Annotated in this window: 12 protein-coding genes; 6 read left to right on the top strand and 6 right to left on the bottom strand. The window is 34.3% G+C overall.

What is annotated here, in order from left to right; all coding sequences use genetic code 11:
* Positions 1-206: 206 nt before the first annotated feature.
* From LXH21_RS11360 to LXH21_RS11335, 6 genes are all read left to right on the top strand, one after another.
* Positions 207-974 carry a ParA family protein gene (locus tag LXH21_RS11360; protein ID WP_239865907.1) on the top strand — a complete coding sequence of 256 codons (768 nt, stop codon included), beginning with the start codon at positions 207-209 and terminating at the stop codon, positions 972-974.
* A 4-nt stretch (positions 975-978) separates the two neighbouring features.
* Complete coding sequence (locus LXH21_RS11355; protein ID WP_239865906.1) at positions 979-1,878, top strand: ParB/RepB/Spo0J family partition protein; 900 nt, start codon at positions 979-981, stop codon at positions 1,876-1,878.
* Positions 1,878-2,465 carry a DUF5683 domain-containing protein gene (locus LXH21_RS11350; RefSeq protein WP_239865892.1) on the top strand — a complete coding sequence of 196 codons (588 nt, stop codon included), beginning with the start codon at positions 1,878-1,880 and terminating at the stop codon, positions 2,463-2,465. The genes LXH21_RS11355 and LXH21_RS11350 overlap by 1 nt, the downstream gene beginning before the upstream one ends.
* 49 nt (positions 2,466-2,514) lie before the next feature.
* Positions 2,515-3,216: a 4-hydroxy-tetrahydrodipicolinate reductase gene (dapB, locus tag LXH21_RS11345; RefSeq protein ID WP_239865890.1), complete on the top strand. Its 702-nt coding sequence runs from the start codon at positions 2,515-2,517 to the stop codon at positions 3,214-3,216.
* A gap of 23 nt (positions 3,217-3,239) precedes the next feature.
* Positions 3,240-4,820: a signal peptidase I gene (gene lepB / locus LXH21_RS11340; protein ID WP_239865888.1), complete on the top strand. Its 1,581-nt coding sequence runs from the start codon at positions 3,240-3,242 to the stop codon at positions 4,818-4,820.
* Between the two features lie 202 nt (positions 4,821-5,022).
* Positions 5,023-5,655 (top strand): WbqC family protein, encoded by a 633-nt coding sequence (locus LXH21_RS11335; RefSeq protein WP_239865886.1) that lies wholly within the window; start codon positions 5,023-5,025, stop codon positions 5,653-5,655.
* 22 nt (positions 5,656-5,677) lie between these two features.
* Here the strand turns inward: LXH21_RS11335 and LXH21_RS11330 are convergent, their stop codons facing one another.
* The 6 genes from LXH21_RS11330 to LXH21_RS11305 all read right to left on the bottom strand — a co-directional run bounded on the left by LXH21_RS11330 (position 5,678) and on the right by LXH21_RS11305 (position 11,893).
* Positions 5,678-6,724, bottom strand: coding sequence for an endonuclease/exonuclease/phosphatase family protein (locus tag LXH21_RS11330; RefSeq protein ID WP_239865884.1), 1,047 nt, complete (start codon positions 6,722-6,724; stop codon positions 5,678-5,680).
* Positions 6,725-6,794: 70 nt separating this feature from the next.
* The gene (locus LXH21_RS11325) at positions 6,795-7,658 is read right to left on the bottom strand and encodes a rhomboid family intramembrane serine protease (RefSeq protein WP_239865882.1); all 864 of its coding nucleotides are present in this window, start codon (positions 7,656-7,658) and stop codon (positions 6,795-6,797) included.
* A gap of 80 nt (positions 7,659-7,738) precedes the next feature.
* On the bottom strand, positions 7,739-8,497 hold the full coding sequence (locus LXH21_RS11320; protein WP_239865879.1) for a rhomboid family intramembrane serine protease: 759 nt from the start codon (positions 8,495-8,497) through the stop codon (positions 7,739-7,741).
* Complete coding sequence (gene mutL, locus LXH21_RS11315; protein ID WP_239865877.1) at positions 8,494-10,356, bottom strand: DNA mismatch repair endonuclease MutL; 1,863 nt, start codon at positions 10,354-10,356, stop codon at positions 8,494-8,496. The genes LXH21_RS11320 and mutL overlap by 4 nt, the downstream gene beginning before the upstream one ends.
* Positions 10,357-10,503: 147 nt before the next feature.
* Complete coding sequence (gene ribH / locus LXH21_RS11310; protein WP_239865875.1) at positions 10,504-11,076, bottom strand: 6,7-dimethyl-8-ribityllumazine synthase; 573 nt, start codon at positions 11,074-11,076, stop codon at positions 10,504-10,506.
* A 43-nt stretch (positions 11,077-11,119) separates the two neighbouring features.
* Positions 11,120-11,893, bottom strand: a complete 774-nt coding sequence (locus LXH21_RS11305) for a tetratricopeptide repeat protein (RefSeq protein WP_239865873.1) — start codon at positions 11,891-11,893, stop codon at positions 11,120-11,122.
* Positions 11,894-11,973 lie beyond the last annotated feature (80 nt).

The raw sequence follows: 11,973 nt of genomic DNA, 5'->3' as shown, positions 1-11,973 counted from the left end.
ATTTAAGAGTATACCATTTCATATACAACAAATTCAGTCTACTCCAATTTAAGATTAGATCCATAAATCTTATTCCCAACACTTGAATATAGATCAATATTTGACATTTATATTCTGAAAATTGACCATTAACAAATGTTAACAAATTAGATTTTTAGAAACCATAATAAATTGTATTTTTACCATTCAAAATTTAGACAAAATAAATGGGCAAAATCATTGCGATTGCTAATCAAAAAGGAGGAGTTGGAAAAACAACAACATCAGTTAATCTGGCAGCTTCCTTAGGCGTTTTAGAAAAAAAAGTTTTACTTATTGATGCTGACCCTCAAGCGAATGCTAGCTCAGGAGTCGGAATTGATGTCGATAGTGTAGAGATTGGTACTTACCAAATTCTAGAACACAGCAACACACCTTTGGAAGCAATTATAAAATGTACTGCGCCAAATGTAGATGTAATTCCTGCTCACATTGACCTTGTAGCTATCGAAATTGAATTGGTAGATAAGGAAAATAGAGAATACATGCTTAAAAAAGCATTAGAAAGCGTAAAAGATCAGTATGATTTTATCATCATTGACTGTGCTCCTTCTTTAGGGTTGCTTACACTTAACGCACTTACAGCTGCCGACTCTGTAATCATTCCTATACAATGTGAATATTTTGCACTAGAGGGTTTAGGTAAGTTATTAAATACAATCAAAAGCATTCAAAAAATACACAATCCTGATTTGGATATCGAAGGTCTATTATTGACTATGTATGATTCTAGATTACGTTTGTCTAACCAAGTTGTAGAAGAGGTTCAAAAACACTTCAACGATATGGTTTTTGATACCATTATACAAAGAAATGTCAAGTTGAGTGAAGCACCAAGTTTTGGAGAAAGCATTATCAACTACGACGCAACCAGCAAAGGAGCCGTGAATTATTTGAGCCTTGCTGAAGAAGTAATAAAGAAAAACAGCAACTAATTTTATGGCCAAAGCAATAAAAAAACAAGCCCTAGGAAGAGGTTTATCTGCCTTATTGAAAGATCCAGAAAACGATATTACATCGGCAACAGATAAAAACGCTGACAAAGTCGTTGGAAATATTATAGAGCTAGAGATTGATGCAATCGAAATCAATCCGTTTCAACCTAGAAGTAACTTTAATGAAGAAGCTTTAAGAGAATTGGCTGTATCTATCAAGGAACTGGGTGTTATTCAACCCATTACTGTTAGAAAATTAGACTTCAACAAATACCAATTAATTTCAGGAGAACGACGTCTTAGAGCTTCGACTCTTGTAGGATTGACGACTATTCCTGCCTACATTCGTATTGCTAATGATAATGAATCATTGGTTATGGCATTGGTTGAAAACATTCAACGTCATGATTTAGATCCAATTGAAATTGCACTTTCTTACCAACGTTTAATTGACGAAATCCAGTTAACTCAAGAGCAAATGAGCGATCGTGTGGGTAAAAAACGTTCTACAATCGCCAATTATTTGCGTTTATTAAAACTAGACCCAATTATTCAAACTGGTATTAGAGACGGTTTTATTAGTATGGGACATGGACGTGCAATCATCAATATCGAAGATTTAGACATTCAAACTGACATTTACCAAAAAATAGTAAGTCAAAACCTTTCGGTACGTGATACCGAAGCTTTGGTAAAAAACTATCACGAAAGTCAAAAACCAAAAGTTGCTACAAAAGCCAAAGTATCATCGTTTGCCGTTGATCAGGAGCACAAAAATGCTTTTAATAAATACTTTGGAAACAAAGTAGACATCAAAGTTGCTGGAAACGGTAAAGGAAAAATTACAATTCCGTTTCATTCAGAAGATGATTTTAATAGAATAATGGAAATAATAAAAGGATAGTGAAAAAGATATTTTCTATAACGACACTTCTATTTTTTCTTGGAACATCTTATGTTTTTTCTCAAGGCGGAGAAGCAGAGCCTGTTGTTATCAAAGACAACCTTATTCTCAATTCAAAACAACCATTGGTTAAGTCAAATGATATCGACCCGTTGACTCCTGCAAAAGCGGCTTTTTATTCTGCCATACTTCCTGGTTTAGGGCAAGCCTATAATAAAAAGTATTGGAAGATCCCTTTGGTTTATGGTGCGATAGGAACAAGTATGTATTTTTATTTAGACAGTCAAAAAAAATACAACTCCTATCGAGACGCCTATAAATCTAGGTTAGAAGGTTTTACAGATGATCAGTACGATTACCTAACGGACACCCAATTAATCACTGCTCAAAAATTTTACCAGAGCAATAGAGATATTTCCGCTTTGTTTGTAGTTGCTTTTTATGCACTTAATATTATTGATGCTAATGTCGATGCTGCTTTACTACAATTTAATGTTGACGAAAATTTATCTTTTAAGCCTAGCTTATACCGAGATGATCTGACGACAAAGTCTAAAGTTGGGTTGACGCTGAATTACAATTTCTAAACAATAAAGATATAACAACCTTATATTTTTAATTAATAAAAAATATCAAATGAAAATTGCGCTTTTAGGATACGGAAAAATGGGTCAAGTAATCGAAAGAATTGCACTTGAAAGAGGTCATGAAATCGTTTTGAAAAAAGATGAATTCAATACTTATGAAGGTTTAGAAACAGCAGATGTCGCTATTGACTTTAGTGTTCCTACTGCTGCAGTCAATAATATCTCTAGCTGCTTTCATGCTAATGTACCCGTAGTTTCTGGAACAACAGGATGGCTAGAACATTATGACGAAATGATCGCTTTATGTAAAGAAAAAAAAGGTGGTTTTATTTCTAGTTCTAACTTTAGTCTTGGCGTAAACATTTTTTTTGAAATCAATAGCTACCTAGCCAAAATGATGGCAACATTAGATAGTTATAAAGTGGACATGGAAGAAATTCATCACATTCATAAACTAGATGCTCCTAGCGGAACTGCAATTTCATTAGCAAAGGGTGTAATTGAGAATAGCAATTATACAGACTGGACACTTGATGATGCTAAAGAAAATGAAATTCATATTGAAGCTGTTCGTTTAGACGAGGTTCCCGGTACACATACTGTTACTTACACATCTGATGTTGATAGCATCGAAATCAAACACACTGCCCATACACGTGAAGGCTTTGCATTTGGCGCTGTAGTTGCTGCAGAATGGTTATCAGGAAAACAAGGCGTTTTCTCTATGAAAGACGTATTAAATATAAAATAATTAACTACTAACATTAAGAATCTATGACACTATTTCAATGGTTTGTGTTTTTCCTCTTTATCCAAATAGTACACTTTGTGGCAACTTGGAAATTATATGAAGCAGCAGGAAGAAATAAATGGGAAGCAGCAGTTCCTGTTTATAACGCTATAGTATTAATGAAAATCATAGGTCGCCCAAGTTGGTGGACAATTTTGCTTTTTATTCCGATCATCAATCTTATTATATTTCCTGTCATTTGGGTAGAAACAGTAAGAAGTTTTGGAAAACGCAGCACCGTTGATACTTTACTAGCCATTTTTACTTGTGGTTTGTATGTAGGGTATCTAAACTACACTCAAAAATTAGAATACATTGCAGACCGCAGTACTATAGTATCTGAGAATAAAACTGCCGACACCATAAGCTCGCTACTTTTTGCCATAGTAGTTGCAACAATTGTTCATACTTATGTCATTCAACCATTTACAATTCCAACTTCCTCATTAGAAAAGTCGTTATTAATTGGTGATTTTCTATTTGTAAGTAAAGCAAATTATGGTGCTAGAGTTCCTATGACTACCGTTGCATTACCAATGGTACACGACTCTATTCCTGGAACCAAAAAGAAATCATACTTATCATGGCCACAACTACCTTACCTTAGATTACCTGGTATCGAAAAAATTGAACGCAGTGATATTGTTGTTTTCAACTGGCCCGTGGATACTGTACATTATTTCTTCGAAAGAAAAGGACGCCCAGGTGTCATTAAACCTATCGACAAAGAATCCAATTACGTAAAGCGCTGCGTAGGAATTCCCGGTGATAATTTATCTATAAAAGACGGAATTATATACATTGACGGAAAAGTATTGGCGTTACCTGAGCGAGCAAAACCTCAATTTTCTTATGCAGTTGCCGTTGACGGAAAAACACCTATCGATTTTGAAGGATTAATCAAAGAACTAGATATTACAGATGGAGCAGGTTTCAAAGATGAGCAATCTCGCGATACTGTTTATTTTAGAGCTTTAACGGCTGCTAGTGCTGAGCGACTTAAAAATACTCCTGGAGTTACAGCTGTCAAACAAGAAATTATGCGAGGTGCAGAAAGTGGCATCTTTCCTCACATCGGTAAATGGAATAGAGATAACTTTGGACCAATCTACATCCCACAAGCTGGAAAAACGGTGGCTTTGACATTAGAAACACTGCCGTTTTATGAGAGAATTATAAAGACTTATGAGAAAGATGACAACGGAAACAATAATGAACTGATCGTTACTGGAAACGAAATTAAATTAAATGGTCAGGTCGTTACTGAATATACTTTTAAACAAGATTATTACTGGATGATGGGAGACAATCGTCACAACTCCGAAGACAGCCGCTACTGGGGATTTGTTCCAGAAGACCATGTTGTAGGAAAGCCAATTTTCATCTGGATGAGTTGGGATACCAACGGTAAAGGAATTAACAAAGTACGTTGGGACCGTGTCTTTACGACGGTAAGTGGTGAAGGTCAACCTCAATCTTACTTTAAATATTTCTTGATCCTCTTAGCAATATACTTTGTAGGAGAACATTTTTACAAGAAAAGAAAAGAGCAAAACGATATCTAATTTTATTAATTAGACAATTTATAATGTGTAAATAGTTTGGGCGTGACCCGCAGAAAAAGCGGGTCGGGCTATTCGTTACAAGTCCTCGCCAATTTCCGCTACCGCTCCAATTGACTGCGGGCTTTACTCTTCTATCCCTCACGCAGTACCATGACGAATATAACACTGCATAATACTTGCAAATACATTACAAATTTTCAGCATGAAAACGCTACTACTTCCCACCTATTTCCCCTCAATAAGCCATTTTGCGGCAATGATACAGGCAGATAAAATTGTCTTTGAAGTAGAAGATAATTTTCAAAAGCAGACCAATCGAAATAGAGCTTACATTTACAGTCCAAATGGAATTCAACTCTTAAATATTCCTGTTAAACACTCAAAAAACATCCATCAGAAAACTAAAGAAATTCTAATTGATTCTGATTTTGATTGGCAGAAACAACATTTCAAATCACTTGAAGCAGCGTATAGAAGTTCCCCTTTTTTCGAATATTTTGTAGACGACTTTGCCCCTATTTTCGAAAAAAAACACACCTACTTATTGGATCTTAACCTAGCAATTTTTGAGTTGCTAACGAAATGTCTACGTATAAAATTAGATTTCACAACTACAACTGAATATTTTCACGAAGTTGATTCTACTTTAATCAATGATTATCGCTTTCTAGCCAACGGAAAAAAAGATAGTTCTACTTTCACTCCCTACCAACAAGTCTTTGATGACAAACATGGCTTCATAAACAACCTAAGCGTTTTGGATTTAATATTCAATGAAGGTAAGTTTACTTTGGATTATGCGAAGAACCAACCTTTGTTGTTACAACAGAAGTAAGAAGTGTTTATTAAAGGAGGTTTTAATCAATGGAAATCTTTGCCATAATAGGATAATGATCTGAGTTTTCAAAATTAGAAAAGCTCTCAAATGTTTTGACATTTATACTTTGATCAACAAAAATGTAATCGATTCTAGCAGGGTAGTATTTAAATTTATATGTTTTTCCAAAACCTACACCAGCTTCTTCAAAACTGTCCTTAAGATTGCCTTTTATGCTTCGGTATACATAAGAAAAGGCACTATTATTCATATCTCCACAAATAATTACTGGATACTTACATTGTCGTTTGTGCTCTTTCAAAATCTCAGCTTGATCTTGCTGTTGTTTAAAAGCTTTGCTAATACGAAACAACATCATTTGCGATTTCCCCTGATTCATCGCATCAATGTTCTCATTAATTTCATTAACATCGGGAGATATCTTTATCGACTGCAGATGCATATTGTAAACGCGTATGATATCCTTACCCTGCTTAATATCCGCATAGATAACATTGTTATTAGAATTAGGAAAAACAATATTTCCTTGGTCAATAATGGGAAATTTAGAAAATATAGCCTGCCCTGTTTTTATTTTATTACCCGTCATATAAATGTATTTATGAGGGTAAATTTTTAAATCTATATTGGCAGATTGCGAATATTCTTGAATGCATAAGATATTCGGATTTTTTTCATTAATAAAGGTCAAAATATCTTGTGGCACATCATCAGTATCCAACCATTTGAAAAGATTCAGCAAACGAACGTTATAGCTCATTACTATAAAGTCCTTTTCATCTTCTGGAAATTCTTTGGTAGAAAATTTATAAAATTTATTGATAAATGTAATTCCCATCAATAAAACTAGTCCAGAAAGTACCATTCTTTTTTTGAACTGAATCGCCCAATAGAAAAAGAAAAGAGCATTCATCACAAAAAATGCGGGCATAAACAATGTTAACACAGATAATATCGGAAACATTTTTGGAGCCAAAAATGGCAAAATGTAAGCGATAAATGTGATTACTGTTAAGACTATATTTAAGAAAAACATTCCTCTATTGAACCATGAAAGCTTTTTCATATCATTTTTTATTCGGTATGAAAACCTACTAAATTCCTGCTGTATTACTGCTAATACGCGATTAACTAAATTACTTACCTACTTTAAATAAAAACTCTTTCTCTTCTTTTGTCAAACTATCATAACCCGATTGACTAATTTTATCAAGAATTTCATCTATTTGTTGTTGTGATCTATCTTTGGTTACAACTCTAGACTCACGTTTCTCAACAGGTTTGCTATAATTCTTATGTACAGTTTTAAACGGCGTTTTTCCAGATTTATTAAACAAATTGGTAAAAAAACTAATAATTGAAGAAACAGGTCGACTCAAATCGACTCCATTTTGCAGCAAGCGAACAAATACAAATCCAAATAAGGCTCCTGATAAATGAGAAATATGTCCGCCAGTATTTCCCAATCGGAATTGCATCAGATCTAAAATCAAAATAACCGCCGTAATATGCCATAATTTTACGTTTCCGATTAGCATTAAGCGCACATTCATTAAAGGCTGATAAGTAGTAGCTGCGACCAAAATAGCCATAATAGCAGCAGATGCTCCTACGATTCCAGAACTGATATTCAAAAAATAATAACTAGCAATAAAAACTATACCTGCAAAGATAGCAGATAGAAAATAAAGACCTAAAAATTGCTTCTGCGTAAAGTAAGTTAGAAACAAACTGCTGGAAAAATTCAGCACAATCATATTAAAAAACAAATGCAAGAATCCGTCGTGAAAAAAGGCATAGGTCAAGAAAGTCCAAGGTGCAAAAAGAAACGGAATCGGATCTGTTTTTAAAGCAAGCCAAGATGGAAAAACAAAATCACCTCCTTGAAATTGGTAGAAAAAAACCAATGAGAGTAAAAAGCAACCAACATTCCAGTAAATTAAACGGTGTGCTATACCTCCTATTTTATATTGTAATTTTAAATCTTCTAATATATTCATTTCTCTACGGAATTAATTTCTAGCATCTGAATTCAATAATTCAGTATGCGTTTTAAAGAGCTTCTTGATTTATAATAATTTTAATTCCAACGATTTCCGTTAAACTGATTTTTCTTCCAGTACCACATTATTAGTAGTCCACATAATGCTCCACCTACATGGGCAAAATGTGCAATTCCGCCACCGCCAGAACCACCGCCAAAAAGAGATTGACCCGAAACTCCCAAATACAAATCGATTAAAACTAACCCAGGAACGAAGTACTTTGCTTTAATCGGAATCGGAATAAACATAAGTGATAATTCGGCTTCAGGAAACATAAAGGCGAAAGCGACAATTACTCCGTATATAGCACCCGAAGCTCCTACCATTACTCCACCAAAAGCACTAGTGAAATTAGTGAATTGGGTTACAGTCAAAATATCCTGCCACTGCGTATTGATTTTACCTTGATTTAAAAGTTGTAAAACTTCTGTTTTAGTAAATCCATTAGCGGTGATAATGTCTAAGGCTTCATTAAAATAATAGTAATTGATTGCTGTATGCAGCGCTGCCGCACCTAGCCCGCAAGAGACATAAAAAAACAAAAACTTTTTACCTCCCCAAAAATGTTCCATGGCCGATCCAAAAGAATACAAAGCAAACATATTAAAAAAGATATGCATCAATCCACCATGCATAAACATGTGCGTGATTATTTGCCATCCTTTAAAGTCTGCGTTTTCAGGAAAAAACATTGCTAATACTTTATAAGCTGGATCTCCAACAAAAGTTGTACCTATGTAAAATAGAGCATTGATAATTATTAATTGTTTGACTGTCTCTGTTACATTTCTCATACTGCAAATTTTTTATCTATATCTTCAACACGCATAGTGATGAAAGTAGGTTTTTGAAAAGGGGATACATTTGGTTCTTTGCAAGCAAAGAGACCATTTACTAAATTTTCTTGTTCTTTGATTGTCAAAGAGGTTCCTGTTTTTACAGCCAAACTGCGTGACATCGATTTGGCAATCGAGTCGTTTTGACTGAAACTATTCTCTGGAATACCATCTTGCAAATCGCTTAATAGTTGTTCCAATAAAATTGATACTTCACTTTCGACTACATTCACCGGAATACCATTAATTACTACGTGTTCAGTGTAAGAATCATCAAATACAAATCCTGTATTGACCAAAGATAATTTTAAGTCGGCAATTAATTCCATTTCGGTCGTTGAAAAATACAATTCTAAAGGAAATAACAATTGCTGACTTGAAGCTTGATGAACTGTCATGTTGGTCAAAAATTGCTCATACAAAACGCGTTGATGCGCTCTTTGCTGATCGACAATTACCATTCCTGATTTAATTGGAGATACTATATACTTTCTGTGAATTTGATATGTGTTTTGAACTGTTTGTTCTACTTCTCCGTCATTAAACAAAGAAGCAGTTATCATCTCATTTTCAAATTCAATACCACTCGTAGCAACAAATTCTTCTTCTTTATCGAGTCCAACATACAAACTTTCCCAGCTAGATGTTGCAGCTGGTTTTTTATAAGTAGTATTTGAACCACCCGAATAATGTCTATTTACTTTATCATCTGAAAAAGGATTGAAGGTACGATCTACTTGTATTGTGGGCGTAGCACCTTCAAGATCTTTAAAGCTATAAGGCGTATCAAGATTTGCATCTCTATCAAAATCCAATACTGGTGCAATATTAAATTGACCTAGACTATGTTTAATCGAAGCTCTTAAAATGGCATACATAGCATGCTCATCGTCAAATTTGATTTCGGTCTTAGTTGGATGAATATTGATATCAATTGCATTTGGAGGAACATCTAAATATAAAAAATAACTAGGTTGTGCTCCGTCTTTTAAGATACCATCATAAGCGGCCATTATTGCGTGATGCAGATAACCACTTTTTATAAAGCGATCGTTAACAAAAAAGAACTGCTCCCCTCTACTCTTTTTTGCAAATTCAGGTTTGCTCACAAAACCATGTATAGTCACAATCTCAGTTTCCTCTTGTACGGGAACTAATTTCTCATTTGTTTTACCTGCAAAAACGTTAACAACCCTTTGTCTTAATGTAGAAGCGGGTAAATTAAACATCTCGCTTCCATTGTGATAAAAAGTAAAATGAATATTCGAATGCGCCAAGGCAACACGCTGAAATTCATCTACAATATGTCGGTATTCTACGGTGTCAGATTTTAAAAAATTACGACGAGCAGGTATATTAAAAAATAAATTTTTAACTGCAAACGAAGTTCCTTTAGGCAACACTGCTGCTTCTTGCGAAATAAATTTACTTCCTTCAATTACTATCTGAGTTCCTAGCTCTTCTTGATCTTGCTTAGTTTTCAGTTCTACATGAGCAATTGCCGCTATAGAAGCCAATGCCTCACCACGAAAACCTTTTGTTCCCAAAGAAAATAAATCTTCGGCCAAACGAATTTTGGAAGTAGCATGGCGCTCAAAACACAATCGAGCATCAGTAATACTCATTCCAGCTCCATTATCTATAACTTGTACTAATGCTTTACCGGCATCTTTAATGATCAACTTAATATCTGTCGCCTTGGCATCTACAGCGTTTTCCAATAATTCCTTTACTACAGAAGCTGGCCGTTGAACGACTTCTCCAGCAGCAATTTGATTGGCAACATGATCAGGAAGTAATTGGATAATACTTGACATTGAAAGTAATTTCGGGATTATGGTTTAGAGCTTCAAATTTAAGAAATTTATATGTGGATATAGAACATCCTCAATCATAAATAAAACAAAAAACCTACACTGTGGTTTTACACAGTATAGGTTTATTATTGAAATAGTTATGCTATATTATTCCTCTATCTTAAGAGACTCATTATCTATTTGTAATTGACCAGAATTTAATAAAGCTGGTTTTTTGTATTCATGCGCCAAAGATGCTTGTTGACGAATGTATGCCATTTTTATAGCAGCTATAGCTGCTTCAGTCCCTTTGTTACCGTGAATTCCTCCACTTCTATCAATAGACTGCTGCATGCTATTATCAGTTAAAACACAAAAAATAACCGGAATATCAGATTGTACATTCAGATCTTTAATTCCTTGCGTAACTCCTTCACAAACAAAATCAAAATGTTTAGTTTGCCCTTGAATAACACAACCAATTGCAATCACTGCATCTACATTTTGCGTTTGCAACATTTTTTTACTTCCGTAAATCAATTCAAAGCTTCCTGGGACATTCCAGCGAATAATATTTGCTTCAGGCACTTCATTATCCAAAAAAGCATCAAGCGCTCCTTTGTAAAGTCCTTCAGTAATTTGCTCGTTCCACTCTGCTACCACAACTCCAAAACGAAAATCTTTTGCGTTAGGAAGTGTACTTTTATCGTAAGCAGATAAATTTTTATTTTCAGTTGCCATAATTTTTTCTGATTTTAGATGTTTTGTATTCTATTATCTCAAATTATTGAGCCAATCCAATCAATGCATCTACAGAAGCACCTTCTGGAGTGTTTTCGTAATTTTCTTTGATATCTGTAAAGTACTTCAAAGCGTCTTCTTTTTTATTCAATGCCAAAGCCGTTTTTCCTGCTTTCAACAAGAAACGTGGCGTTGTGAAATCATTTTTATTAGTTCCTGCTGCTTTTACATAAAAAGACAAAGCTTCTTCTTGCTCATTTTTTTCAGCATGCGCGTCTCCGATCGCTCCTTTTGCCATTGCACTTAAGATCAAATCATCTGAACTAAATTTCTCTAAATAATCAATAGCTTCTGTATATTTACCTGTGTTCAAATAAGCGATTCCAGCATAATAATTTGCCAAGTTCCCTGCATCTGTTCCAGAATATTCATCAGCAATTTTGATAAAACCAAATTTACCTTCAGAACCGTTTAAAGCTAGTTTATAAAGAGAATCACTAGCAACACCATTAGCTGCTTTTTCAAAATTTTGTTGCGCTACAAACATTTCGTTTGCTGCATCATTTTGTTTTGGCTCTGCAATAAATTTTTGATACACTAAATAACCAACAGTAAATAAAGCTACAGCTCCTACAAAACCAATAATTATTTTTTGATTTTTAGCAACCCAGTCTTCTGTTTTAGAAGCCGTTTCATCCAATTTGGTAAAAACCTCAGCAGTTGTGCTTTCCGTTTCATCAATGTTTACGTCTTCAACAGCGTCTTTAACTTCTTTTTCTTTTGGTGTTTTATATCCTCTTTTATTATAAGTAGCCATTTCAATTAAATTTAGTGAACCGCAAAAATAAAATTTTTATTCAAACTCACGCAAAAAAATGAGGTTTTTATAATTTATTT

This window comes from Flavobacterium algicola (genome assembly GCF_022399565.1).
Lineage (GTDB): Bacteria > Bacteroidota > Bacteroidia > Flavobacteriales > Flavobacteriaceae > Flavobacterium > Flavobacterium algicola.
The sequence above is the reverse complement of the archived record's forward strand: the minus strand, read 5'-3'. Positions and strand labels throughout refer to the sequence as shown.

Excerpts from the sequence above, each read along its gene's own strand:
- LXH21_RS11330 (WP_239865884.1), bottom strand. The coding sequence starts at position 6,724 with ATGAAAAAGCTTTCATGGTTCAATAGAGGAATGTTTTTCTTAAATATA.
- ribH (WP_239865875.1), bottom strand. The coding sequence starts at position 11,076 with ATGGCAACTGAAAATAAAAATTTATCTGCTTACGATAAAAGTACACTT.
- LXH21_RS11325 (WP_239865882.1), bottom strand. The coding sequence starts at position 7,658 with ATGAATATATTAGAAGATTTAAAATTACAATATAAAATAGGAGGTATA.
- LXH21_RS11360 (WP_239865907.1), top strand. The coding sequence starts at position 207 with ATGGGCAAAATCATTGCGATTGCTAATCAAAAAGGAGGAGTTGGAAAA.
- LXH21_RS11320 (WP_239865879.1), bottom strand. The coding sequence starts at position 8,497 with ATGAGAAATGTAACAGAGACAGTCAAACAATTAATAATTATCAATGCT.
- dapB (WP_239865890.1), top strand. The coding sequence starts at position 2,515 with ATGAAAATTGCGCTTTTAGGATACGGAAAAATGGGTCAAGTAATCGAA.
- LXH21_RS11335 (WP_239865886.1), top strand. The coding sequence starts at position 5,023 with ATGAAAACGCTACTACTTCCCACCTATTTCCCCTCAATAAGCCATTTT.
- mutL (WP_239865877.1), bottom strand. The coding sequence starts at position 10,356 with ATGTCAAGTATTATCCAATTACTTCCTGATCATGTTGCCAATCAAATT.
- LXH21_RS11355 (WP_239865906.1), top strand. The coding sequence starts at position 979 with ATGGCCAAAGCAATAAAAAAACAAGCCCTAGGAAGAGGTTTATCTGCC.
- lepB (WP_239865888.1), top strand. The coding sequence starts at position 3,240 with ATGACACTATTTCAATGGTTTGTGTTTTTCCTCTTTATCCAAATAGTA.
- LXH21_RS11305 (WP_239865873.1), bottom strand. The coding sequence starts at position 11,893 with ATGGCTACTTATAATAAAAGAGGATATAAAACACCAAAAGAAAAAGAA.